Raw genomic sequence first — 23,640 nt, 5'->3', positions numbered from 1 at the left:
CGATTGGTGAAACCTCCTGTGGGAGCGGGCTTGCTCGCGAAGGCGGTGAATCAGTCAACACAAATGCTGAATGGCACACCGCATTCGCGAGCAAGCCCGCTCCCACAGGGTTATCTATTGACTTGAGGATTGAGGCGGCAGCCCTGCCGTTCGCTCAGCCACTGGGCGCGGTTGCTGCGGCCCATGCCGCTGACGGTGATGGTTTTGCTCGCGCTGTCATCGCTGAATTCGCTGGTTGGCAGCCACTGTTTCACATAACCCCGGCAGTATTCGGCATCGTTGTTCATCACATAACGACACGAACAATATTCCTTGGCCGTGTAGGCACTGATGATGTCGGGGAACGCCCACAGGTTGTCCCGTTCGAGCCAGATCCAGCCCAGCAGCACGATCAGCGCCAGCAGCAACACCCGCTTCAACAGTTTCATAGCTGCACCGCCTTGAGCACGCGTTTGAGCAGCTCGTTGTGGCGATAGCTGCCGTCGCGGTCATCGGCGTAACGCACGATCACCAGTTTCTCGCTGGGGATCACATACAGCGCCTGGCCCCAGTGGCCGAGGGCGGCGAAGGTGTCGGGCGGCGCGTCGGGCCACGGCGCGGCGGCGCCATCCGCCGGGCGATTGAGCCACCACTGACCACCGGGCACCGCTTCGTCCTGATGCGCCTTGTAGCCGGCAAAGGCAGTGCGGTTGAAAGCGACCCAATCCTTGGGCAGCAATTGCCGGTCACCCCAACGTCCGTCGCGAGCCATCAGCAGACCGACCCGCGCCAGATCCCGCGCCGTGAGATAGGCATAAGAGGACGCGACAAACGTACCGCCGGCATCGGTTTCCCACACGGCATGGCGGATGCCCAGCGGCTCGAACAGCGCCGTCCACGGATAGTCGGGATAACGCTGCGGACCAACCATGGCTTTCAACGCAGCGGCCAGCAGATTGCTGTCGCCACTGGAGTAACGGAACGCCTGCCCCGGCGGCGCGTAGGCGTCGTGATCGGCGGTGAACCCTGGCATGTCGCGGTGCCCACGGGTGTAGAGCATCGCCACCACCGAGGATTTCAGCGGCGCGTATTCGTAGTCTTCCTGCCAGTCCAGCCCGGAAGCCCAGTGCAGCAGATCCGCCACGGTGATCGCCGGATGTTTTTCCAGCGCCGGATAAAACTTCGAAACCGGATCATCCAGTTTGAACAGGCCTTCGCCATACGCCACGCCGAGTACCGTGGCCATCAGGCTTTTGCTGATCGACCAGGTCAGGTGCGGGGTCTCGGCACGGGTCGGGCCGGCGTAGCGTTCGTAGATCAACTGGCCGTCGCGGATGATCAGCAGCGCGTCCGTGCGGATGCCCTGGCGGGTAGTGTCGTCGCGGGGTGGGAAGGCGTAGGTCTCTAATGCCTCGACCGCTGCGCCGCTGATTTTTGCGCCAGTCGGCCATTGCTCACCGGGCCATTGCTCGGCCTGGACCGTGAAGCTGATCAGCAGCAGAAACAGGGACAGGCTTTTGCACATGGTGAGGGCTCTTGGGGAGAACCTGCTGAGGGTAGTCTTGCCACATGACAGATGTGTGGTGTTTTTGCCACCGCCTTCGCGAGCAAGCCCGCTCCCACATTTGAAACGCTTTCCAAGGGTGGGAGCGGGCTTGCTCGCGAAGAGGCCAGTCAGCCCACCGCCAAAGCCTTGGCCAAGCGTTTGGCCCGCGCCCCCGCTGCCAACTGCATCACCCCCTGATCACGCTGCCACATCTGCGCCCACTCCGGATTACCCGCGCGCAACGCCTGATCGATCTCGCCCTTCAGCGCATCAAACTGCGCAAACAACCCGCCCAACAGCACATGCCCGGCCGGGTTGTTCGGTGGTTGGCGACTCGCTTCCGCGCACCCGGCCAACAGCGCCAGCAAGCGCAACAGCAGCGGCTGCGACCAGCCGCTGTCCTGACCGACACCGTACAACCACGCGGTCATCGCGCTCAGCACATAGACATCTTCCAGGGTACGAAACGGCTTTACATAAGCGTCCCAGCCATCGCCCGCGAGCAATTCGCACAACGCGCCGTCCAGATGCAGCCGACCGTGACTGATGTCCGGCATCAGCGGCAGCGCCGGGAGTTTTTCCACGCGCACGCCGGGCTCGCCGGGATAGACCACCGCCAGACTCAGGCGCGGCGTTTCGCCGGGTTCTTCACTGCGCGCGGCGACGAGCAGCCAGTCCGCCGCATCCCCGGCGGTGACGAAATCCTTTCGCCCGTTGAGGCGCAAATCCGTCAGGCGCGTCTGCATGTCCGCCGGGCGCAGGCTGCGCTGCTCGGTCGCACACAACGCACCAAGACTCGGCGGCGCGCTCGGCCAGAGCATGCGCAACGCCGCCTGATACCCCACCAGAAATGCCAGCCCCGGCGTCGCCATCCGCCGCCCTCCGGCCACCGCCAGTTCGAACGGCGTCACGTTGCCCAATTGATGCAGCAAGGTAGCGAAACCTTCCGCCAGATCAGTCACGGCGGGCAGGCGTTCATGGCTTTCGAGCAGGCTGGGCCAGGGCATAAGAGGCTCCTTGAGGGCTGTCATACAAGCATCACCAAACGTTCACGGTGATGACACCGGGGCTACATAGCCTGACTTTGCACAACATGGCTGCATAAAGAAAGTCGATCGGCTGCAACCCACGACGGGTTCAAGGCCCGTACGGAGATTCAAATGACTCAGATCGCCCGCATCAGCGACACCGGCAATGAACGCCGCCTGCAAGCCGAACGCCTGATCGGCGCCGAGGCCTTGCAGCAAGCCCAGGCCTTGCGCTTCAGCGTATTCAGCGGCGAGTTCAACGCCAAGCTGAAAGGCGCGGAACTGGGTCTGGACATGGATGACTATGATGTTCACTGCAGCCACATCGGCGTGCGTGACCTGAACACCGGGCGTCTGGTCGCCACTACTCGTTTGCTCGATCACACCGCCGCCAGCAGCCTGGGCAAGTTCTACAGCGAAGAAGAATTCAGCCTGCACGGCCTCGCCCATCTGCAAGGCCCGATCCTCGAAATCGGCCGCACCTGCGTCGACCCGGCCTACCGCAACGGCGGCACCATCGCCGTGCTCTGGGGTGAACTGGCCGAAGTGTTGAATCAGGGCGGCTACAGCTACCTGATGGGTTGCGCGAGCATTCCGATGCAGGACGGCGGCGTACAGGCCCACGCAATCATGCAGCGTCTGCGCGAACGTTATCTGTGCACCGAACACTTGCGCGCCGAGCCGAAAAATCCACTGCCGTCGCTGGATATTCCATCGAACGTGATCGCCGAGATGCCGCCGTTGCTCAAGGCCTACATGCGTCTGGGTGCGAAGATCTGCGGCGAGCCGTGCTGGGACGAAGACTTCCAGGTCGCCGACGTGTTTATCCTGCTCAAGCGCGACGAACTCTGCCCGCGCTACGCCAAGCACTTCAAGGCGGCCGTGTGATGAGCCGGTTGCGCGTGTACGCGCGGATCGCGCGGGTGCTGCTGGTGGTGGCGCTGGGCTTGACCATGGCCAGCGTCTTCGGCGTGTTCGAACGTCTGGGCCTGGCGCACTCGATGCAACGTCGGCAGCGCTGGTCACGGTTTTTCATGGCGCGTTTGAGCCATGCCCTGCCCTTTCGCGTGACCGTGCACGGCGAGTTGCCGCAGCAGCCGATGCTGTGGGTCAGCAATCATGTGTCATGGACTGACATTCCGGTGCTGGGCATGCTCACGCCGCTGTCGTTTCTGTCCAAGGCCGAAGTGCGCACCTGGCCGGTGGCCGGCTGGCTGGCGGCGAAGGCCGGCAGTCTGTTTATCCGTCGCGGCTCGGGCGACAGCCAGTTGATCCGCAAACAGATGACCCGTCACTTGCAAACGCAACATCCGTTGCTGATGTTCCCGGAAGGTACCACCACCGATGGCCGCTCGCTGCGCACCTTTCATGGTCGCCTGCTGTCGGCGGCGATTGATTCGGAGGTGATGCTGCAACCGGTGGCAATCCGTTATCTGCGCAATGGCGAAATCGACGCGTTGGCGCCGTTCATTGGTGACGATGACTTGCTGTCGCACCTGATGCGTCTGTTCAGCAACGACTGCGGCGATGTCGAGATTCACGTGCTCAAGCCGATTGCCTGCGTCGGTCGCGAGCGTGCAGCACTGGCGTTCGAAGCACAGCAGGCGGTGCAGAAGGCGTTGTTTGGTGAGGTGGCCAAACCTGCCGAACCGCGTCGCGCCGGCGAATTGATCGCCGCCTGAAACACAGATCCCCCCTGTGGGAGCGGGCTTGCTCGCGAAAGCGGTGGTTCAGCCAATGCACATGTTGAATGACCTACCGCATTCGCGAGCAAGCCCGCTCCCACAGGGGGTTACTGCGTTGTCGACGTTTGTGCAAATTCTTGAAGCTGCGGATAGAACAAACGGAAATCCTCACTCAGCGGCTCGTACAACCGCCGCAATTCCTGCATAGCCCCCGCCAGCTCCTCAGGCCGAGTCAGACGCCGCGAGATCCCGCGCAGCACCTGGTCCAGCACTTCGAATTCCTGATACGAACCCAGCCAATCATTGGCGACCATGTGCGGGGCGATTTTCGCCAGGCGTTCGGGCAATTGCGGCTCGCTCGACAGCACCCGATAAACGTCGGCGGTGAACTGCCCCAGTGGCTGATCGGCGTACTGCGTCCAGTCCCGCGCCAGGCAATGGTCGAAAAACACATCAAGGACAATCCCCGCGTAACGCCGCCGGGTCTCGGTGAAACGCCCGAGGGCGATGTCCACCAACGGGTGGCGATCGGTGAATACATCAATGCGCCGATGCAACTGAATCGCCGCTTCAATCTGCGGTGCAAATTGCCCTTGCAGGCGTCCTTTGACGAAATCGCCATACAGACTGCCGAGTAATTGCTCGGGGTGCTGGCCTCCGAGGTGTAAATGTGCGAGATAGTTCATGGGCGCAGCTTAGCACTGCGCGCTTTCATCGTTACAGCACACGTATCGTTATAACCCGATATACCGATTTATGCGGTCGTCAGATCAAATTCATATTTGTATATCGCGAAATACCGATTTAAAGTTCGCCTCATCGCGATATAGCGCTACACATCACGAGCATAAAGCCATGAACCTCGACCTCGACGAAATAATAAAAGCCCTGGCACACCCAGTACGGCGAGACATTCTCATCTGGCTGAAAGACCCCAAAGCCCAGTTTCCTGAGCAGATACACAACCACGAGTACGGCATCTGCGCCGGGCAGATCGATCAACGCTGCGGCCTGTCGCAGTCGACCGTCTCCGCCCACCTGGCGACCCTGCAACGCGCAGGTCTGATCAGCAGCCAGAAAGCCGGCCAGTGGCACTTCTTCAAACGCAACGAGGACGTGATCCAGGCGTTCCTCGACGCCATCGTCAAAGAGCTCAGCGCTCCCACAAGGAATTGATTCAAATGCCCCTCTCGCTACTCATTCTGGCCTTGAGCGCCTTCGCCATCGGCACCACCGAGTTCGTCATCATGGGCCTGCTGCCCGATGTGGCGGCCGACCTCGGTGTGTCGATTCCCGGCGCTGGCTGGCTAGTGACCGGTTACGCCCTGGGCGTGGCCATCGGTGCGCCGTTCATGGCACTGGCCACCGCCAGAATGCCGCGCAAGGCCGCACTGGTAGCGCTGATGGGCATTTTTATCGTCGGTAACCTGCTGTGTGCCATCGCCAGTGACTACAACGTGCTGATGTTTGCCCGTGTCGTCACGGCGCTGTGCCACGGTGCGTTCTTCGGTATCGGTTCTGTGGTAGCTGCCGGGCTGGTGGCGCCGAACAAACGCGCATCGGCCGTGGCGCTGATGTTCACCGGCCTGACCCTGGCCAACGTGCTCGGTGTACCGCTGGGCACGGCGCTGGGCCAGGAAGCCGGCTGGCGCTCGACCTTCTGGGCGGTGACCGTGATTGGTGTAGTGGCGCTGATCGGTCTGATCCGCTTCCTGCCGGCCAAGCGTGACGAGGAAAAACTCGACATGCGCGCCGAACTCGCCGCCCTCAAAGGCGCCGGCATCTGGCTGTCGCTGAGCATGACCGCGCTGTTCGCCGCGTCGATGTTCACCCTCTTCACCTATGTCGCGCCGCTGCTCGGTGATGTCACCGGTGTCTCGCCAAAAGGCGTGACCTGGACCCTGCTGCTGATCGGCCTCGGTCTGACGGTGGGCAACATCATCGGCGGCAAACTGGCGGACAAGCGTCTCGGCGCGACCCTGATCGGCGTGTTCGTGGCGATGGCGGTGGTTTCCACCGTGCTGAGCTGGACCAGCGTTGCGCTGATCCCGACGGAGATCACCCTGTTCCTCTGGGCCACCGCTTCGTTTGCCGCCGTCCCGGCGCTGCAAGTCAACGTGGTGACCTTCGGCAAGGCCGCACCGAACCTGGTGTCGACCCTGAACATCGGCGCTTTCAACATCGGCAACGCCCTGGGCGCCTGGGTCGGTGGCAGCGTCATCGCCCACGGTTTCGGCCTGACCAGCGTGCCCCTGGCCGCCGCCGCGCTGGCCGTGCTCGCGCTGCTGGTGACCCTGATCACTTTCCGTCAGAACGGCGACGCCGGTCTGGCCCCCGCTACCCACTGATTAACCACTTAACTGACGAGGGTTGTACACATGGCAACTATTTTCGATCCGATCAAACTGGGCGACCTCGAGCTGTCCAACCGCATCATCATGGCTCCGCTGACCCGCTGCCGCGCCGACGAAGGCCGCGTGCCGAACGCGCTGATGGCCGAGTACTACGTGCAACGCGCCTCCGCCGGTCTGATCCTCTCCGAAGCCACTTCGGTGACGCCGATGGGCGTCGGCTACCCGGACACCCCGGGCATCTGGTCCAACGACCAGGTGCGCGGCTGGACCAACGTGACCAAAGCCGTGCACGCTGCCGGCGGCAAGATCGTCCTGCAACTGTGGCACGTCGGCCGCATCTCGCATCCGTCGTACCTCAACGGCGAAACCCCGGTCGCGCCGAGCGCCATCCAGCCTAAAGGTCACGTCAGCCTGGTGCGTCCATTGGCCGACTATCCGACCCCGCGAGCTCTGGAAACCGCTGAAATCGCCGAGATCGTCGAGGCCTACCGCACCGGTGCCGAGAACGCCAAAGCCGCCGGTTTCGATGGTGTGGAAATCCACGGCGCCAACGGCTACCTGCTCGACCAGTTCCTGCAAAGCAGCACCAACCAGCGCACCGATAACTACGGTGGCTCCCTGGAAAACCGTGCGCGTCTCCTGCTGGAAGTGACTGACGCAGCGATCGACGTCTGGGGCGCCGGCCGTGTCGGCGTGCACTTGGCACCCCGCGCCGATTCCCATGACATGGGCGACGACAATCTGGCCGAGACTTTCACTTATGTGGCTCGCGAGCTGGGCAAGCGCGGCATCGCCTTCATCTGCTCCCGCGAGAAAGAAGGCGCCGACAGCCTAGGCCCACAGCTGAAAGAAGCTTTCGGCGGCGCGTACATCGCCAACGAACGCTTCACCAAGGACAGCGCCAATGCGTGGCTGGCTGAAGGCAAGGCTGACGCGGTAGCGTTCGGCGTACCGTTCATTGCCAACCCGGATCTGCCGGCACGCCTGAAGGCCGACGCACCGCTGAACGACGCACGTCCCGAGTTGTTCTACGCGAAAGGCCCGGTCGGTTATATCGATTATCCAACGCTGTAAACAACAACAACTAACAAGTAAGCCCCGCCTCGAAAGAGGCGGGGCTTTTTTTATTTTCATACATTTAAAGATTCGCCATCAGAACAATATAAACCTAAGCTCCGTCCAGCAACTCATCAATTACAACCCACCAACTTAATCTAACAAGGCAATATAAAGATGAATGATATAGATCCAAACAAACTTACATTCCTCCTGCAAATCACCAATGCCACGGATTCTACTTTCTGGCTTGACGATGCCTCTCCAAAGCACCCACCCTTGACGCGTATCGACAAGATCCTCCCTTACCAGACCGTCTTTATGCTGTTTGAAGGAGATCCTCATCTGAAACAGGACATCGTTATTGATTACGATATCAAAAAAGAGGTATTCAACACTTACATCTGCTACACCAACTACAAGCAGAAAGTACGGTTCGACACTACGCTCAGTTATTGCTACCGACAAATGGCGGGGCACAGGGCTCCAAAAGTCGAACTTTTCTGGGATACCAACGCGTTCTCTGTTGGCGCCGACCCCATCACCTGCGGCGCAGCATTGGAAAATGAAAACCCGGTTTACCCTTACAGCTATAAGATGATCGCATTCATGACGCCATCGGCCTGATAGAGAGTTACCTGCTCATGCAGTAACGGTACGGACAACGCTGACATTATAGAGGCGCGAGCAAACTAAAGGCCGTGGCTCGAGCCCATCGGAAGTAACGCAGCCTGGTGGTGAGGATCGGGCAAAGGGAACTCAAAAACGAAACGGATCGGTTGGTGCGTATCGGCTGCTCGGCGCCCTTTTAGCCCGAGTCGTTAACATTCATTCACACAGTCGACACAAAACCCCTACAAAATACGTAGCTCGCTACCTATCAACCTGGCCAACGTACGTATATAAAAGCACTCCATTACAAAAAGACTTGAAGCAGGGACATTTCCCGCTTCAAGTCTTGACACGGACAGATTCAATTACGCATTTTGTTTCATTTGCGCAGGCTAGGGCTCAGGCGCAGCATATCAAGCCCTGTATCGACCCAGCGCTCGGCTTCGGCATGCAATTGAAAGCTGTCCGGCGCCAACAGCCATCCATACAGGAGGCCATCGATATACGCATGAATGCTGATGGCCGCCCGGGCAGTGTCGAGATCTTCCGGCAACTGGCCGCGATTGACCGCATTACGCAGGGTCAGACCGATGCGCAGGTTGCAATCGAGACTGGCTGTGCGGCGCTGCTGGCGCAGATCGCACATTTCATCGGTGAATTCGCACTTATGAAACAGAATCTCGTTGATGCGACGGGTCTTCGGATCCAGGGCTACCTGATGAAACAGATGGATCAACAGCTTGCGCATGCACCCCAACGGGTCGAGTTCGTCCTCGCTCTCGCTGGCCTTGGCCAATTCATCCAGCGGTTCATGCAGGCTGTCGAGCATCGCCTGCACCAGATCGGCCTTGTTGCTGAAATGCCAATAGATGGCACCGCGCGTCACGCCGGCCATCGTCGCGATATCCGCCAGGGTCGTGCGGGCCACACCCCTTTCATAAAACGCTTTCTCGGCCGCTTCGAGAATCTGGCTGCGCGTTTCCTGAGCTTCCTCTTTGGTACGACGGACCATGGCAGTAAAACCTCAAACAGGATGTTTCAGGGATGGCTGAATATCCGCTGAATAAAGAGGGGGCTGATCTCTCACGAATCGGCTCCCCGGCCTACAATTTCAAACCTTGCGACGCATTTTGTAACAGGGTGGGTACGACGCCAAGCTATTTACAAACAACCATGAACGTAAGTATATTCCTTAGCAAGCTACTTATCCACTCGACCCGATTTTTTTACCCTTTCACACTTCTTGTGCGCAATGTGCGCGCCTGACCCGAGGATCTTCATGCAATTCAAGCCAGCTGTTACCGCTCTGGTCACTGCCGTCGCCCTGGCATCGCTGCTCAGCGGATGTAAAAAGGAAGAAGCGGCCCCAGCCGCTCCGCCTCCTCAGGTCGGCGTCGTCACCCTGCAACCACAAGCGTTCACCCTCACGTCGGAACTGCCGGGGCGCACCAGTGCGTACCGCATCGCTGAAGTTCGACCACAGGTCAACGGCATCATTCTCAAACGTCTGTTCAAGGAAGGCGGCGACGTCAAAGCCGGCCAGCAGCTGTATCAGATCGATCCGGCAGTCTATGAAGCGACCCTGAAAAGCGCCGAAGCCAACCTGCGTTCGACCAAGTCGATCTCCGACCGCTACAAGCAACTGGTCGACGAGCAGGCTGTGAGCCGCCAGGAATACGACACCGCCGTGGCCAATCGCATGGAATCGGAAGCGTCGCTGCAGAGCGCGCAGATCAACGTGAAATACACCAAGGTCTACGCGCCGATCTCCGGCCGTATCGGCCGTTCCTCGGTGACCGAAGGCGCACTGGTCAGCAATGGTCAGGCCGACGCGATGGCGACGATCCAGCAACTGGACCCGATCTACGTCGACGTTACCCAGTCCTCGGTTGAGCTGCTGGAACTGCGCCGCGAGCTGGAAAGCGGTCGTCTGCAGAAGGCCGGCGACAACTCGGCAGCGGTCAAGCTGACCCTTGAGGACGGCAGCCAGTACAAGCTCGACGGTAAGCTGGAATTCTCCGAAGTATCGGTTGATCCGACTACCGGTTCCGTGACCCTGCGCGCCGTGTTCCCGAACCCGGATCACACCCTGTTGCCAGGCATGTTCGTCCGCGCCCAGTTGCAGGCCGGGGTCAACGCCGCGGCCATTCTGGCGCCGCAACAAGGCGTGACCCGTGACCTCAAGGGCACTCCGACCGCACTGGTCGTCGGCCCGGACAACAAGGTTGAACTGCGTCAGCTCAAGGCCAGCCGTACCGTTGGCAGCCAGTGGCTGATCGAAGATGGCCTGAAAGCCGGCGATCGTCTGATCACCGAAGGCCTGCAATATGTTCGCCCAGGTGCTCAGGTCAACCCGACCGAAGCGACCAACGTAGCCAAGAACCCGGCCCCCGCTCAAGCAGCTGACAAAGCCGCTGGCGGCAAAGGGGAGTAACTCATGTCGAAATTTTTTATCGACCGTCCGATTTTCGCCTGGGTAATTGCCCTGGTGATCATGTTGGTCGGGGCATTATCGATCCTGAAATTGCCAATCAACCAGTACCCGAGCATTGCACCGCCGGCCATCGCGATCTCCGTGACCTACCCGGGCGCTTCGGCGCAAACCGTGCAGGACACTGTGGTCCAGGTGATCGAGCAGCAGCTCAACGGTATCGACAACCTGCGTTATGTGTCCTCGGAAAGTAACTCCGACGGCAGCATGACCATCACCGCGACCTTCGAGCAAGGCACCAACTCCGACACCGCGCAGGTTCAGGTTCAGAACAAGCTGAACCTGGCCACCCCGCTGCTGCCGCAGGAAGTGCAGCAACAGGGTATCCGCGTCACCAAGGCAGTGAAGAACTTCCTGCTGGTGATCGGCGTGGTGTCGCGTGACGGCAGCATGACCAAGGACGACCTGTCCAACTACATCGTGTCGAACATGCAGGATCCGATCTCGCGGACTGCCGGTGTCGGCGACTTCCAGGTCTTCGGTGCCCAATACGCGATGCGCATCTGGCTCGATCCGGCCAAGCTGAACAAGTACAACCTGACGCCGTCGGATGTCAGCGCCGCGATCTCGGCGCAGAACGTCCAGGTGTCTTCCGGTCAGCTCGGCGGTTTGCCGGCGCTGCCAGGTCAGCAACTGAACGCCACGATCATCGGCAAGACCCGTCTGCAGACTGCCGAGCAGTTCAAGGCGATCCTGCTGAAGGTCAATCAGGATGGCTCCCAGGTCCGTGTCGGCGACGTGGCCGACGTCGGTCTGGGTGGTGAGAACTCGAGTATTTCTGCGCAGTTCAACGGCAGCCCGGCGTCCGGTCTGGCGGTAAAACTGGCCAACGGTGCCAACGCCCTCGACACAGCCAAAGCGCTGCGCAAGACGATTGACGACCTCAAGCCGTTCTTCCCGCAAGGCATGGAAGTGGTGTTCCCGTATGACACCACTCCGGTCGTGACCGAGTCGATCAAGGGTGTGGTTGAAACCCTGGTCGAAGCGATCGTGCTGGTGTTCCTGGTGATGTTCCTGTTCCTGCAGAACTTCCGCGCCACCGTCATCACCACGATGACCGTACCGGTGGTATTGCTCGGTACGTTCGGCATCCTCGCCGCCGCCGGTTTCAGCATCAACACCCTGACCATGTTCGGTATGGTGCTGGCCATCGGCTTGCTGGTGGACGACGCCATCGTCGTGGTGGAAAACGTCGAGCGGGTGATGGCCGAAGAAGGCCTGTCACCGAAGGAAGCGACCAAGAAATCCATGGGCCAGATCCAGGGTGCCCTGGTCGGTATCGCCCTGGTGCTGTCGGCGGTACTGTTGCCGATGGCGTTCTTCAGCGGCTCCACCGGTGTGATCTACAAGCAGTTCTCGATCACCATCGTCTCGGCCATGGCCCTGTCGGTAATGGTTGCACTGATCTTCACCCCGGCGCTCTGCGCAACCATGCTCAAGCCGATCGCCAAGGGTGACCACGGCACGCCGAAAAAAGGTTTCTTCGGCTGGTTCAACCGCAATTTCGATCGCGGTGTCAGGAGTTACGAGCGCGGTGTCGGCAACATGCTGTCGCGCAAAGCCCCTTACCTGCTGGCGTACCTGCTGATCGTCGTCGGCATGATCTGGCTGTTCACCCGCATTCCAACCGCGTTCCTGCCGGAAGAAGACCAGGGCGTACTGTTCGCCCAGGTACAAACCCCGGCTGGCTCCAGTGCCGAACGTACTCAAGTCGTGATCGACGAGATGCGTACCTACCTGCTGGATAAAGAGGCGGGCGCGGTGTCCTCGGTGTTTACCGTTAACGGCTTCAACTTTGCCGGTCGTGGTCAGAGCTCGGGTCTGGCGTTCATCATGCTCAAGCCGTGGCACGAGCGTGATTCGAGCAACAGCGTGTTTGCCTTGGCACAGCGTGCGCAGCAACACTTCTTCAGTTTCCGCGATGCGATGGTGTTTGCGTTCGCCCCGCCTGCGGTACTGGAATTGGGTAACGCCACCGGTTTCGACGTGTTCCTGCAGGACCGCGCCGGTATCGGTCACGAAAAACTGATGGAAGCCCGCAACCAGTTCCTCGGCATGGCCGCGCAGAGCAAGGTGCTCTACCAGGTGCGTCCGAACGGTCTGAACGACGAGCCGCAATACCACCTGGAAATTGACGATGAGAAAGCCCAGGCCCTGGGTCTGAGTCTCTCCGACATCAACAGCACCCTGTCGATCTCCTTCGGTAGTAGCTACGTCAACGACTTCATCGACCGTGGTCGGGTGAAGAAGGTGTATGTGCAAGGTCAGGCCGGTGCGCGCATGAGCCCTGAAGACCTGAAAAAGTGGTACGTGCGCAACAGCGCCGGGACCATGGTGCCGTTCTCCGCGTTCGCCAAGGGCGAGTGGATCTACGGTTCGCCGAAACTGGCCCGTTACAACGGCGTCGAAGCGATGGAAGTGCTCGGTTCTCCGGCGCCGGGTTACTCCACCGGTGAAGCGATGGCCGAAGTCGAAGCGATTGCCAAGAAGCTGCCGGCCGGTGTCGGTATCTCCTGGACCGGTCTGTCCTACGAGGAACGTCTGTCGGGCTCGCAAGCGCCAGCGCTGTACGCCCTGTCGCTGCTGATGGTGTTCCTGTGTCTGGCGGCGTTGTATGAAAGCTGGTCGATTCCGATCGCGGTCATGCTCGTGGTACCGCTGGGGATCATCGGTGCGCTGATGGCCACCAGCCTGCGCGGGCTGTCCAACGACGTGTACTTCCAGGTGGGCCTGTTGACGACCATCGGTCTTGCGGCTAAAAACGCCATTCTGATCGTCGAGTTCGCCAAGGAGCTGCATGAACAAGGGCGCAGTCTGCGCGATGCGGCGATCGAAGCGTGCCGCATGCGTCTGCGACCGATCATCATGACCTCGCTGGCGTTCGTCCTCGGTGTAGTACCGTTGGCGATCTCCACCGGTGCCGGTTCGGGTAGCCAGCACGCGATCGGTACTGGCGTGATTGGCGGTATGCTCACGGCCACGATCCTGGCGATCTTCTGGGTCCCACTGTTCTTCGTCACGGTTTCGTCCATCGGCCAGCGTAAAATCGCCGACCCGGACGAGACGACTGAAACTCCTAAAGAGGCTGGCCAATGAGCAAGTCGCTACTCTCCATCGCAGTCGCCGCCTTCGTGCTGAGCGGTTGCTCGCTGATCCCCGATTATCAGCAGCCTGAAGCACCGGTCGCGGGCCAGTACCCGCAGGGCCCGGCGTACCCGCAGGGCCCGGCGTACTCGCCGGCCCAGGCTCCGGCGCAAGCCGCTGCCGAACAGGGCTGGAAGCAGTTTTTCCATGACCCGGCCCTGCAACAGCTGATCCAGGTATCACTGGAAAACAACCGCGACCTGCGTGTCGCGGCGCTGAACATCGACGCCTATGCGGCTCAATACCGCATCCAGCGTGCTGACCTGTTCCCGGCGGTGTCGGCCAATGCCAGCGGCAGCCGTCAGCGGGTTCCGGCCCGTGCGTCGCAGACCGGTGAAGCGAACATCAGCAGCTCCTACACCGCGACCGTCGGCATCAGCGCCTACGAACTCGACCTGTTCGGTCGGGTGCGCAGCCTGAGCGAACAAGCGCTGCAACAATATTTCGCCACCGAAGAAGCGCGCCGCAGCACGCAGATCAGTCTGGTGGCCAGTGTCGCCAACGCCTACATGACCTGGCAGGCCGACAAGGAACTGCTCAAGCTGACGCAAGACACCCTCGGTGCCTTTGAAGAAAGCTACAAGCTGACCAGCCGCAGCAATGAAGTCGGTGTGGCCTCGGCGCTGGACCTGGCGCAGTCGCGCACCTCGGTGGAAAACGCCCGGGCGCAACTGGCCAAGTACACCCGTCAGGTGGCTCAGGACGAAAACAGCCTGACGCTGCTGCTCGGCACCGGCATCCCGGCCAATCTGCAAGCGGCCAAACCGCTGTCGGATGACCTGCTCAGCGATGTACCGGCCGGTCTGCCTTCGGACCTGCTGCAGCGTCGTCCGGACATCCTCCAGGCCGAGTACAACCTGAAAGCGGCCAACGCCAACATCGGCGCCGCCCGTGCAGCGTTCTTCCCGAGCATCAGCCTGACCGCCAACGCGGGCAGCCTGAGCCCGGACCTGTCCGGTCTGTTCAAGGGCGGTTCGGGGACCTGGCTGTTCCAGCCGCAGATCAACCTGCCGATCTTCAACGCCGGCAGCCTGCGTGCCAGCCTCGACTATGCCAAGATCCAGAAGGACATTGGCGTGGCGAACTACGAGAAGTCGATTCAAACCGCCTTCCAGGAAGTCGCCGACGGCCTGGCTGCCCGCCAGACCTACACCGAGCAGTTGCAGGCGCAGCGTGACTTCGTCGCGGCCAACCAGGATTACTACCGCCTGGCCGAGCGTCGTTACCGCATCGGTGTCGACAGCAACCTGACCTTCCTCGACGCCCAGCGTCAGTTGTTCAGTGCGCAACAGGCACTGATCACCGACCGCCTCGCGCAGCTGACCAGTGCGGTCAACCTGTACAAGGCCCTGGGTGGTGGCTGGAATGCGCAGACCGCGCAGAACGAACCGCTGAAAGAAGAAGCACCGAAGATGAAGCTGTTCTGATCATCCGGTGAACACAAGGAGCCCGCCACTTGGCGGGCTTTTTGTTGCCTGTCAGAAATATTGTGGCGTCTGAGCCGGCCTCTTCGCGAGCAAGCCCGCTCCCACTTTTGGAATGCATTCTCCTGTGGGAGCGGGCTTGCTCGCGAAGAGGCCCTGATAGACGCGAGAAAAAACCCGGCTCAATCTTGCGTTCGATAATCGCCCAAAACCCGCTTTCCCCGATTGAATCCCGCCCATCGCCCCCCGCACCATTCGCTCCACAAAACCAATAACAACAGGTTCGACACCATGCTCCCGCGCCCTGTCCCGTCCGGCTGATCGCCGCTGCTTCATCCCTGATTCTGCAAGCTCGTGCCCGCCCCGAAAATGGCGGCAACGGCTCTGTTCGACCTAAAAAAAATAACAAGAGACCCTGCGATGACTCATCCAACTGCGCCGTACGCACTCCCCGGCCTGATCGCCCTGGCCCTGACCGGCGTCGCCCTCCCCGCCGCAGCCGAAGAAGCCGGTTTCGTCGAAGGTGCCAAGGTCAACCTCAACCTGCGCAACTTCTACATCAACCGCAACTTCACCAACCCGACCAAGGCTCAGGGCAAGGCTGAAGAGTGGACGCAGAACTTCATCCTCGACGCCAAATCCGGCTTCACCCAAGGCACCGTTGGCTTCGGCATGGACGTGCTCGGCCTGTACTCGGTGAAACTTGATGGCGGCAAAGGCACCGGTGGCACGCAACTGCTGCCGCTGGATCACGACGGGCGGCCGGCGGACAACTTCGGTCGCACCAACGTCGCGTTCAAGGCCAAGCTCTCTCAGACCGAAATCAAGGTTGGCGAATGGATGCCGGTGCTGCCGATCCTGCGCTCGGATGACGGCCGTTCGCTGCCGCAAACCTTCCGTGGCGGGCAGATCACTTCGAAGGAAATCAACGGGCTGACCCTGTATGGCGGGCAGTTCCGCGCCAACAGCCCGCGCGACGACAGCAGCATGAGCGACATGTCGATGACCGGCAAAGCGGCGTTCACCTCTGATCGCTTCAACTTTCAGGGCGGCGAGTACGTTTTCAACGAAAAACGCACGCAGATCGGCCTGTGGAACGCCGAACTCAAGGACATCTACAGCCAGCAATACGTCAACCTGATTCACAGCCAGCCACTCGGCGACTGGACGCTGGGCGCCAACCTGGGCTTCTTCTACGGCAAGGACGACGGCAGCGCCCGCGCCGGCGAACTCGACAACAAGACCTGGTCGGGGATGTTCTCGGCCCGCTACGGCGGCAGCACCTTCTACGTCGGCCTGCAAAAACTCACCGGCGACAGCGCCTGGATGCGCGTCAACGGCACCAGCGGCGGCACCCTCGCCAACGACAGTTACAACGCCAGCTACGACAACGCTCAGGAACGCTCCTGGCAGGTGCGCCACGACTACAACTTCGCCGCCCTGGGCATCCCCGGCCTGACCCTGATGAACCGCTACATCAGCGGCGACAACGTGCACACCGGAACCATCACCGACGGCAAGGAATGGGGCCGCGAATCGGAACTGGGCTACACCGTGCAGAGCGGCGCCCTGCGCGACCTCAACGTGCGCTGGCGCAACTCGACCATGCGCCGCGATTTCAGCAACAACGAGTTCGACGAAAACCGTCTGATCATCAGCTATCCGATCAGCCTGCTCTGAACCCGCACGCCGGCGCTGCACAAGCGGCGCCGGCATCAACCACTGGTCAGCCCGGACTGGCGATTTGTCGAGGCGCAGATACAGTCAACAGAGTGTGTAAATTCTCCAGCCTGCTGTAGGAGCCCTTAGTTTTCTTCCGTTATCTCCGGATGCTGTACGCGAAGCTGCCTTGGCCACGGAGGTCAGGTATGAGCAAGCGAATAGTTATCGTCGGTGGCGGTGTAGGTGGAACCATGCTGGCCAATCAACTGGTCGGCAAGCTGTATCCCGAAGTTCTACGCGGCGACGTCTCGATTACACTGCTGTCCAGTTCTCCCGATCATTACTACAAACCTGCGTTCATGTACGTGGCGTTCAGTCAGTTCTTCGAAGAGGAACTCAAACGTCCGGAACGCTCATTGTTGCGCCCGGAAATCAGTTTCCACGTTGAAGACGTCACCCGTTTCGACTTTTCCGGGCAGCAATTGCGCACCCGCACCGGCAAGCGCTTCGACTATGATTTTCTGGTGATCGCCACCGGCTGCGTGCCGGCGCCGGAACGCATCGAGGGTCTGCAAGAAGCCGGCGACCACTTTTATCAATACCTTCCTGCCCGGCAGCTGGCGCAACGCCTGAACACCATCGAAAAAGGCCGGATTTTCATTACCGTGTCCTTCCCGCAGACACCGAACGTACCGCACCAATGCGGAATCGCGCCCGTGGAAACGACATTGATGCTGGATGATTTATTGCGTCGCCGGGGTGTTCGCGAGCAAGTGGAAATCATCTACACCTACCCGACGGTTGCCCAGCTATTGCGCAATTGTCTGTTCTTGCAGCGTCCCACGAGTGAAATTCTGCCGAGCATTTTTGCCCGGAAAAACATTCATTTTCAGCGTGGCTTCACCTTGAGCCATGTGGATCCCGATGCAAAAGTCGCCCACTCAGCCGAGGGCGACGCGCAACCCTTCGACATTCTGATGGCTACTCCACCCATCCAGGCCGTCGAGGTGGTGCGTGGGTGCGGCATCTCACAAGCCGCCAATGATGAAGGATGGCTGCCGACCAATCACGAAACGCTGCAGGTCTACGGTCTGGAGAATGTCTACGTGATCGGCGACACCGTCGACCTGCCGGTCAGCAAGGCCGGCGGCGCCTGTCATAACCAGGCGCCGGTGATCGCCAACAACATCACGGCCCAGATCCGTCTTGGTGCACCCAACTCGGTATACGACGGTCGGGTACAGGCGGTAGCCCAAATGGGCCTGAATGCCGGGATGCCACTGTGGTACGACTACGCCCACGATGTATTGCCGACACCCCCGACCAAATTGGGCGGTCTGCTCAGAAACGGTTTCAATCGCGGTCTTTACTGGGCGGTGGCCCGGGGAATGCTTTGACCCTGCACAGGGAGGAGTGATTGCTCATGAACATGCCCGAGGAAATGTCAGCCACGCCCGGGTTCACTGCCTTGATGGCAAAACTGCAACCGTTAATCGATGGCGGACGCCTGGAGAATATTGTCGACCTGCTTTCCCTGGTTTCCGATATCGCCGATCTGCTCGACGCGGCCATGGTGGAAAAACTCGCGCAATTGTTCGAGAGCAGCACAGCCGCCACCTGGACAGTCAGTAATGCAGTGCGCGTAGCCAAAGCAGAAGTATCGGCACAGTCAGCGGCGCCGGGCACTCTGGCGTTGCTCAAACTGCTGAATGAAGAGGACACACGCAAAGGCGTGGCCGTTGTCCTGAAAACCCTCAACGTCATTGGACGACAACTGTAAATCCGCCAGAGAGGACCTCCTCATGAGCGCCAAACTCGAAACGGCAGGGAACGCCAGCACCCACTGGGACGCCAAGGCGTACCAGCAGTTTTCCCGTCTCAGGCAACGCCCGGTCAACGAATTGCTCGACCGTATCGATCTGCCCGACCCCAGAAGAATTTGTGACCTGGGCTGCGGCACCGGCATCGCCACTCAACTGCTGGCCGAGCGCTGGCCGCGTGCGCAGTTGCTGGGTGTCGACAGCTCGCGGCAGATGCTTGATCAGGCCCGGTGCCTGCCGATCAACGCCCAATGGCAAGAGTGCGACCTGCTCGACTGGCAACCTGAACAACCGGCCGATCTGCTGCTCGCGGCGGCGGTGCTGCATTTCATTGGCGATCATCAACACCTGCTGCCGCGCCTGCTGGGGTATCTGCGCCCGGGCGGCTGTCTGGCGGTGCACATGCCGGACTGGCGCGATGCCTTGTGGTATCGATTGATGCTCGACACCCTCGACGACGCGGGACCGGGACACACCCCCATCGGCACACCGCAACTGCGCCGATGCATGGCTGCGCGGTCATTGTTGACACTGGAGGACTATTACCGCGTGCTGGCGCCGCTGACCACGTCGCTGGAGATCTGGGAAACCGAGCAATTGCAGGTGGTTGGCGGCAAATCGCCGGTGTACGACTGGGTGAAGGTCTCGGCGCTGCGGCCGGTGATGCAGACGCTGACGTCACAGGAACAGGCGCGGTTTATCTACCACTACCTGATGCGGGTGCATAAGCATTACCCGCCGGAGGAAAACGGGCAGACGCTGTTTCCGTTCAAGCGGATTTTCATTGTCGCCAAGGTCTGAGTGTCTGTGCTGATTGATGCATCACGGCGTCTGCCGCTTTCGCGAGCAAGCCCGCTCCCACAGGGAAATGCATTCTGAATGTGGGAGCGGGCTTGCTCGCGAAGGCGTCAGTTCAGGCACCATCACTCCCGGGATTCGACTCCCAGCTCATCCCACACCGACTCCGCCAGATGGAACGTCGCATTCGCCGCCGGGATCCCGCAATAAATCGCGCTCTGCATGATCACTTCCTTGATCTCGCTCCGGCTCACACCGTTGTTGGCCGCCGCACGCAGATGCAATTTCAGCTCGGCCTCGCGGTTCATCCCGATCAGCATGGCGATGGTGATCAGGCTGCGCGTGTGCCGAGGCAGGCCCGGGCGGGTCCAGATGTCGCCCCAGGCGTGGCGGGTGATCATCTCCTGGAATTCCGAGTTGAACTCGGTCAGCGCATTCAGGCTGCGATCAACGTGGGCATCGCCCAATACCGCGCGGCGTACTTGCAGGCCTTCGTCGTAACGTTGTTTCTCGTCCACAAACTTCCCCTCACTGAGCGTTCAGAAACGCCAACACACGATCACTGAAAGCGGCACCGGCCTGCACGTTGGACAGGTGCGCAGCATAGAACTCGGCGTACTCGGCGCCGCGCACATGCTCCTGAATGAAATGCCCGCCGGACGGTGGCGTCACCGCATCTTCGGTACCCGCGATCACCAGAAGCGGCAGGTTGATCGAGGCCAGTTGCTCACGGAAATCGGCATCGCGCACCGCCGCGCAATTGGCCGCATAACCTTCAGGCGAAGTCGCCGCGAGCATGTCGGTAATTTTCTTCGCCGCGGCCGGATTGGCAGCGGAAAAATCAGGCGTGAACCAACGGGCAATCGACGCATCACGCAATGCGACCATCGCTGCCGGGCCATCACGCAACACGGTTTCGATGCGCGGATTCCACACCGACGGGTCGCCGATCTTCGCGGCGGTGTTGCACACGATCAATTTGTGCAGACGATGACCGGCATTGATCCCCAGCCACTGGCCGATCAACCCGCCCATCGACAATCCGCAGAAATGCGCACGCTCGATGTGCAGCGCATCCAGCAGACTCAGCACGTCGCGGCCCAGTTGCTCGATGCTGTAAGGCCCCGGCGTCACCAGCGACTGGCCGTGACCACGGGTGTCGAAACGCAGCACCCGGAAATACTCGGTGAACGCCGGCATCTGCGCGTCCCACATGTGCAGGTCGGTGCCCAGCGAGTTGGACAGCACCAGCACCGGTGCGTCGACCGGGCCTTCAATAACGTAATGCAGTTCGCCATCGGCGAGTTGAACGAAAGCCACAGCCCTCTCCTTTCAGACAGACAATGCGTTGTGTTCGGCCACTGCGCGCTCGACCCAGGCTTGCGCCTGGCCGAGGTAATGCGCGGGGTCGAGCAGATGATCGAGTTCGGTGCTGCTCAGTTCGGCGGTCACTTGCGGCTCGTCGCCGAGTACCGCACGCAGGTGGCGCTGTTCGGCCACCGCACGTTTGCAGCATTGTTCGAGCAGGTGATGCGCGGTGTCGCGACCGACCCGTTGCGCGAGGACGATGCTCACCGCTTCGGCCAGCACCAGCCCTTGGGTCAATTGCAGATTGCGCGCCATGCGTTCGGCATCGACCTCCAGACCATCGGCCAGCAGGCGCGCCTGTTGCAGCGCACCGGACACCAGGCAGCAGATCTCCGGCAGGGTTTCCCATTCGGCATGCCACAGACCGAGGCTGCGCTCGTGCTCTTGCGGCATGGCGCTGAACAGCGTCGAGACCAGCCCCGGTACCCGGGTCGCCGCGCCGATCAACACCGCCGCGCCGACCGGATTGCGCTTGTGCGGCATGGTCGAGGAACCGCCCTTGCCCGGTGCCGACGGCTCGAACACTTCCGCCGCTTCGGTCTGCATCAACAGACTGACGTCGCGCCCGAGCTTGCCGAGGCTGCCGGCGATCAAACCGAGTACCGCGCCGAACTCGACGATGCGATCCCGCTGGGTGTGCCACGGTTGCTCAGGCAAAGTCAGTTGCAGCTCTTCGGCCAGCGCCTGAGCGATCGGCAGCGCTTGCTCGCCGAGTGCCGCGAGGGTGCCGGAAGCGCCGCCGAATTGCAGCACCAGCAGCCGTGGCTTGAGTTCGCGCAGACGCTGACGGCTGCGGCTCACCGCGCCGAGCCAACCGGCAATCTTCATCCCGAGGGTGACGGGCGTGGCGTGCTGCAGCCAGGTGCGCCCGGCCAGTGGCGTCGCCGCATGCCGTTGGGCTTGGGTGGCGAGCGAATCGGCCAGCGCTGCCAGATCGCTTTCAATCAGCTCCAGCGCCTGCCGCAATTGCAGGACCAGCCCGGAATCCATCACGTCCTGACTGGTAGCGCCCAGATGCACATAGCGCTCGGCCTCGGCACTGCTCGCGGCGATCTGCTTGCCCAATGCCTTGACCAGTGGAATTGCCGAGTTGCCGGCCGTGGCAATCGCCTCGCCCAGCGCCGCGAAGTCATACAGACCGGCATTGCAAGCGGCGGCAATCGGCGCCACGGCAGACGCCGGAATCACCCCGACCCGCGCCTCGGCACGGGCCAGCGCCGCTTCGAAATCGAGCATGGCCTGCACCCGGCCCTGATCGCAGAACACCTCGCGCATGTCGCGGGCAGTGAAGTAGGCATCGAACAATTGATTGCCCGGTCGCTGAGTCATAAACAGTCCTTGCCGGCGCGGGCCAATGCGGCCCGCGCACATCGGTTTACAGATCGTGGTGCAAGTACGCCGCCTGTTTCGGCAGGCGCAGGCTGAACAGGAACGCCACCGCCATCATCACCGTGACGTACCAGTAGAACGCGTTTTCCATGCCCCCGGCCTTCAGGCTCAGGGCCACGTATTCCGCCGAACCGCCGAAGATCGCGTTGGCCACCGCATAGGCCAGACCGACGCCGAGGGCGCGGACTTCCGGCGGGAACATTTCGGCTTTCACCAGGCCGCTGATCGAGGTGTAGAAACTGACGATTGCCAGCGCCACGGTGATCAGCGCAAAGGCCAGAATCGGGCTGCTGATGCTTTTCAGGCTCAACAGGATCGGCACAGTGAACAGCGTGCCGAGCGCGCCGAACCAGAGCATCGAATTACGTCGGCCGATCTTGTCGGCGAGCATGCCGAACAGCGGCTGCATGCACATGTACAGGAACAGCGCGCCGGTCATGATGTAGCTGGCGGTCTTGGCGTGCATGCCGGCGGTGTTCACCAGGTACTTCTGCATGTACGTGGTGAAGGTGTAGAAAATCAGCGAGCCACCGGCGGTGTAACCGAGCACGGTGATGAACGCGGCTTTGTGATCACGGAACAGCGCGCGGATGCTGCCGGCGTCCTTGTTCTCGCGCATTTCCTTGCTGGTGGTTTCTTTCAGGGAGCGACGCAGGAACAGCGAAATCACCGCCGCCACCGCACCGACCACAAACGGAATGCGCCAGCCGTAAGCACGCAGTTCATCTTCACTGAGGAACTGTTGCAGGATCACCACCAGCGACACCGCCAGCAGTTGCCCGCCAATCAGCGTCACGTACTGGAACGAGGCAAAAAAGCCGCGCTGGCCCTTGAGCGCGACTTCACTCATGTAGGTCGCGGTGGTGCCGTACTCGCCACCCACCGACAGGCCTTGCAACAGCCGCGCGAACAGCAACAGCAGCGGTGCCCAGACGCCGATGCTGGCGTAAGTCGGCAGACAGGCGATGAGCAGGGAGCCGAAGCACATCATCAGCACCGAAATCATCATCGAGGTCTTGCGGCCCTTCTTGTCCGCCAGCCGCCCGAAAATCCAGCCGCCAATCGGGCGCATCAGAAACCCGGCAGCGAACACCCCGGCCGTGTTGACCAGTTGCACCGTGGGGTTGTCGGAGGGGAAAAACGCCGGGGCGAAATAGATCGCGCAGAAGGCGTAGACGTAGAAGTCGAACCATTCGACCAGGTTGCCGGACGAGGCACCGACAATGGCGAAGATGCGCTTGCTGCGCTCCTCGCCGGTGTAATGAGCGGTGGTAGTGGTCATTG

Annotated in this window: 22 protein-coding genes; 13 read left to right on the top strand and 9 right to left on the bottom strand. The window is 61.0% G+C overall.

Annotated features, from left to right (window positions below; translation table 11 throughout):
- Positions 1-110: 110 nt before the first annotated feature.
- From KCG87_RS10400 to KCG87_RS10390, 3 genes are all read right to left on the bottom strand, one after another.
- Complete coding sequence (locus tag KCG87_RS10400) at positions 111-428, bottom strand: amidase (RefSeq protein WP_210557933.1); 318 nt, start codon at positions 426-428, stop codon at positions 111-113.
- Positions 425-1,504, bottom strand: coding sequence for a serine hydrolase (locus KCG87_RS10395; RefSeq protein ID WP_210557936.1), 1,080 nt, complete (start codon positions 1,502-1,504; stop codon positions 425-427). Before KCG87_RS10395 ends, KCG87_RS10400 begins: the two co-directional genes overlap by 4 nt.
- A gap of 149 nt (positions 1,505-1,653) precedes the next feature.
- Positions 1,654-2,532, bottom strand: coding sequence for an acyl-CoA dehydrogenase family protein (locus KCG87_RS10390; RefSeq protein WP_210557938.1), 879 nt, complete (start codon positions 2,530-2,532; stop codon positions 1,654-1,656).
- 153 nt (positions 2,533-2,685) lie between these two features.
- On the opposite strand from KCG87_RS10390, the gene olsB reads away from it, so the two are divergent.
- Together olsB and KCG87_RS10380 are read left to right on the top strand one after the other, a co-directional pair.
- The gene (gene olsB, locus KCG87_RS10385; RefSeq protein WP_007963187.1) at positions 2,686-3,441 is read left to right on the top strand and encodes an L-ornithine N(alpha)-acyltransferase; all 756 of its coding nucleotides are present in this window, start codon (positions 2,686-2,688) and stop codon (positions 3,439-3,441) included.
- On the top strand, positions 3,441-4,235 hold the full coding sequence (locus KCG87_RS10380) for a lysophospholipid acyltransferase family protein (RefSeq protein WP_210557940.1): 795 nt from the start codon (positions 3,441-3,443) through the stop codon (positions 4,233-4,235). The genes olsB and KCG87_RS10380 overlap by 1 nt, the downstream gene beginning before the upstream one ends.
- A gap of 110 nt (positions 4,236-4,345) precedes the next feature.
- Here the strand turns inward: KCG87_RS10380 and KCG87_RS10375 are convergent, their stop codons facing one another.
- Positions 4,346-4,924, bottom strand: coding sequence for an ACP phosphodiesterase (locus tag KCG87_RS10375; protein WP_098967601.1), 579 nt, complete (start codon positions 4,922-4,924; stop codon positions 4,346-4,348).
- A gap of 169 nt (positions 4,925-5,093) precedes the next feature.
- Here KCG87_RS10375 and KCG87_RS10370 point away from each other — a divergent pair, with 169 nt between their 5' ends.
- The 4 genes from KCG87_RS10370 to KCG87_RS10355 all read left to right on the top strand — a co-directional run bounded on the left by KCG87_RS10370 (position 5,094) and on the right by KCG87_RS10355 (position 8,275).
- On the top strand, positions 5,094-5,414 hold the full coding sequence (locus tag KCG87_RS10370; protein ID WP_003222436.1) for a helix-turn-helix transcriptional regulator: 321 nt from the start codon (positions 5,094-5,096) through the stop codon (positions 5,412-5,414).
- A 5-nt stretch (positions 5,415-5,419) separates the two neighbouring features.
- Positions 5,420-6,586, top strand: a complete 1,167-nt coding sequence (locus KCG87_RS10365; RefSeq protein ID WP_210557942.1) for an MFS transporter — start codon at positions 5,420-5,422, stop codon at positions 6,584-6,586.
- Positions 6,587-6,616: 30 nt separating this feature from the next.
- Positions 6,617-7,666: an alkene reductase gene (locus tag KCG87_RS10360; protein WP_096797051.1), complete on the top strand. Its 1,050-nt coding sequence runs from the start codon at positions 6,617-6,619 to the stop codon at positions 7,664-7,666.
- Positions 7,667-7,825: 159 nt separating this feature from the next.
- Complete coding sequence (locus KCG87_RS10355; protein WP_210557944.1) at positions 7,826-8,275, top strand: hypothetical protein; 450 nt, start codon at positions 7,826-7,828, stop codon at positions 8,273-8,275.
- 364 nt (positions 8,276-8,639) lie between these two features.
- On the opposite strand, the gene emhR is transcribed toward KCG87_RS10355, so the two are convergent.
- Positions 8,640-9,272, bottom strand: a complete 633-nt coding sequence (gene emhR / locus KCG87_RS10350; protein ID WP_027614407.1) for an efflux system transcriptional repressor EmhR — start codon at positions 9,270-9,272, stop codon at positions 8,640-8,642.
- Positions 9,273-9,539: 267 nt separating this feature from the next.
- Between emhR and emhA the strand changes: the two genes are divergently transcribed.
- The 7 genes from emhA (at position 9,540) to KCG87_RS10315 (ending at position 19,602) form a co-directional block, all read left to right on the top strand.
- Positions 9,540-10,694: an efflux RND transporter periplasmic adaptor subunit EmhA gene (gene emhA, locus KCG87_RS10345; RefSeq protein ID WP_027614406.1), complete on the top strand. Its 1,155-nt coding sequence runs from the start codon at positions 9,540-9,542 to the stop codon at positions 10,692-10,694.
- Positions 10,695-10,697: 3 nt separating this feature from the next.
- Positions 10,698-13,847 carry an efflux RND transporter permease subunit gene (gene emhB, locus KCG87_RS10340; RefSeq protein ID WP_210557946.1) on the top strand — a complete coding sequence of 1,050 codons (3,150 nt, stop codon included), beginning with the start codon at positions 10,698-10,700 and terminating at the stop codon, positions 13,845-13,847.
- Positions 13,844-15,322 (top strand): AdeC/AdeK/OprM family multidrug efflux complex outer membrane factor, encoded by a 1,479-nt coding sequence (emhC, locus tag KCG87_RS10335; RefSeq protein ID WP_210557949.1) that lies wholly within the window; start codon positions 13,844-13,846, stop codon positions 15,320-15,322. Before emhB ends, emhC begins: the two co-directional genes overlap by 4 nt.
- A 417-nt stretch (positions 15,323-15,739) precedes the next feature.
- Positions 15,740-16,999 carry an OprD family porin gene (locus KCG87_RS10330; protein WP_115988059.1) on the top strand — a complete coding sequence of 420 codons (1,260 nt, stop codon included), beginning with the start codon at positions 15,740-15,742 and terminating at the stop codon, positions 16,997-16,999.
- A gap of 188 nt (positions 17,000-17,187) precedes the next feature.
- Entirely contained in the window at positions 17,188-18,378 is a 1,191-nt protein-coding gene (locus KCG87_RS10325; RefSeq protein ID WP_210557952.1) for an FAD/NAD(P)-binding oxidoreductase, read from the top strand.
- A 26-nt stretch (positions 18,379-18,404) separates the two neighbouring features.
- On the top strand, positions 18,405-18,761 hold the full coding sequence (locus tag KCG87_RS10320) for a DUF1641 domain-containing protein (protein WP_027614401.1): 357 nt from the start codon (positions 18,405-18,407) through the stop codon (positions 18,759-18,761).
- A 22-nt stretch (positions 18,762-18,783) separates the two neighbouring features.
- The gene (locus KCG87_RS10315) at positions 18,784-19,602 is read left to right on the top strand and encodes a methyltransferase domain-containing protein (protein WP_210557955.1); all 819 of its coding nucleotides are present in this window, start codon (positions 18,784-18,786) and stop codon (positions 19,600-19,602) included.
- Between the two features lie 122 nt (positions 19,603-19,724).
- Here the strand turns inward: KCG87_RS10315 and pcaC are convergent, their stop codons facing one another.
- From pcaC to KCG87_RS10295, 4 genes are read right to left on the bottom strand one after another with little or no spacing between them, the layout of a single operon-like run.
- Positions 19,725-20,117, bottom strand: coding sequence for a 4-carboxymuconolactone decarboxylase (gene pcaC, locus KCG87_RS10310; protein ID WP_027614399.1), 393 nt, complete (start codon positions 20,115-20,117; stop codon positions 19,725-19,727).
- A 10-nt stretch (positions 20,118-20,127) separates the two neighbouring features.
- The gene (gene pcaD / locus KCG87_RS10305) at positions 20,128-20,919 is read right to left on the bottom strand and encodes a 3-oxoadipate enol-lactonase (RefSeq protein ID WP_210557958.1); all 792 of its coding nucleotides are present in this window, start codon (positions 20,917-20,919) and stop codon (positions 20,128-20,130) included.
- Positions 20,920-20,931: 12 nt separating this feature from the next.
- The gene (locus KCG87_RS10300) at positions 20,932-22,296 is read right to left on the bottom strand and encodes a 3-carboxy-cis,cis-muconate cycloisomerase (protein WP_210557960.1); all 1,365 of its coding nucleotides are present in this window, start codon (positions 22,294-22,296) and stop codon (positions 20,932-20,934) included.
- 46 nt (positions 22,297-22,342) lie between these two features.
- The gene (locus tag KCG87_RS10295) at positions 22,343-23,638 is read right to left on the bottom strand and encodes an MFS family transporter (protein ID WP_134785599.1); all 1,296 of its coding nucleotides are present in this window, start codon (positions 23,636-23,638) and stop codon (positions 22,343-22,345) included.
- Between the last annotated feature and the right edge of the window lie 2 nt (positions 23,639-23,640).

Origin of the sequence: Pseudomonas sp. MWU347 (assembly GCF_017947305.1) — a bacterium.
GTDB lineage: Bacteria > Pseudomonadota > Gammaproteobacteria > Pseudomonadales > Pseudomonadaceae > Aquipseudomonas > Aquipseudomonas putida_A.
This window is presented reverse-complemented; position numbering and strand designations above follow the sequence as displayed.

Coding starts and splice junctions, on each gene's coding strand:
- KCG87_RS10400 (WP_210557933.1), bottom strand. CDS start 428: ATGAAACTGTTGAAGCGGGTGTTGCTGCTGGCGCTGATCGTGCTGCTG.
- KCG87_RS10395 (WP_210557936.1), bottom strand. CDS start 1,504: ATGTGCAAAAGCCTGTCCCTGTTTCTGCTGCTGATCAGCTTCACGGTC.
- KCG87_RS10390 (WP_210557938.1), bottom strand. CDS start 2,532: ATGCCCTGGCCCAGCCTGCTCGAAAGCCATGAACGCCTGCCCGCCGTG.
- olsB (WP_007963187.1), top strand. CDS start 2,686: ATGACTCAGATCGCCCGCATCAGCGACACCGGCAATGAACGCCGCCTG.
- KCG87_RS10380 (WP_210557940.1), top strand. CDS start 3,441: ATGAGCCGGTTGCGCGTGTACGCGCGGATCGCGCGGGTGCTGCTGGTG.
- KCG87_RS10375 (WP_098967601.1), bottom strand. CDS start 4,924: ATGAACTATCTCGCACATTTACACCTCGGAGGCCAGCACCCCGAGCAA.
- KCG87_RS10370 (WP_003222436.1), top strand. CDS start 5,094: ATGAACCTCGACCTCGACGAAATAATAAAAGCCCTGGCACACCCAGTA.
- KCG87_RS10365 (WP_210557942.1), top strand. CDS start 5,420: ATGCCCCTCTCGCTACTCATTCTGGCCTTGAGCGCCTTCGCCATCGGC.
- KCG87_RS10360 (WP_096797051.1), top strand. CDS start 6,617: ATGGCAACTATTTTCGATCCGATCAAACTGGGCGACCTCGAGCTGTCC.
- KCG87_RS10355 (WP_210557944.1), top strand. CDS start 7,826: ATGAATGATATAGATCCAAACAAACTTACATTCCTCCTGCAAATCACC.
- emhR (WP_027614407.1), bottom strand. CDS start 9,272: ATGGTCCGTCGTACCAAAGAGGAAGCTCAGGAAACGCGCAGCCAGATT.
- emhA (WP_027614406.1), top strand. CDS start 9,540: ATGCAATTCAAGCCAGCTGTTACCGCTCTGGTCACTGCCGTCGCCCTG.
- emhB (WP_210557946.1), top strand. CDS start 10,698: ATGTCGAAATTTTTTATCGACCGTCCGATTTTCGCCTGGGTAATTGCC.
- emhC (WP_210557949.1), top strand. CDS start 13,844: ATGAGCAAGTCGCTACTCTCCATCGCAGTCGCCGCCTTCGTGCTGAGC.
- KCG87_RS10330 (WP_115988059.1), top strand. CDS start 15,740: ATGACTCATCCAACTGCGCCGTACGCACTCCCCGGCCTGATCGCCCTG.
- KCG87_RS10325 (WP_210557952.1), top strand. CDS start 17,188: ATGAGCAAGCGAATAGTTATCGTCGGTGGCGGTGTAGGTGGAACCATG.
- KCG87_RS10320 (WP_027614401.1), top strand. CDS start 18,405: ATGAACATGCCCGAGGAAATGTCAGCCACGCCCGGGTTCACTGCCTTG.
- KCG87_RS10315 (WP_210557955.1), top strand. CDS start 18,784: ATGAGCGCCAAACTCGAAACGGCAGGGAACGCCAGCACCCACTGGGAC.
- KCG87_RS10300 (WP_210557960.1), bottom strand. CDS start 22,296: ATGACTCAGCGACCGGGCAATCAATTGTTCGATGCCTACTTCACTGCC.
- KCG87_RS10295 (WP_134785599.1), bottom strand. CDS start 23,638: ATGACCACTACCACCGCTCATTACACCGGCGAGGAGCGCAGCAAGCGC.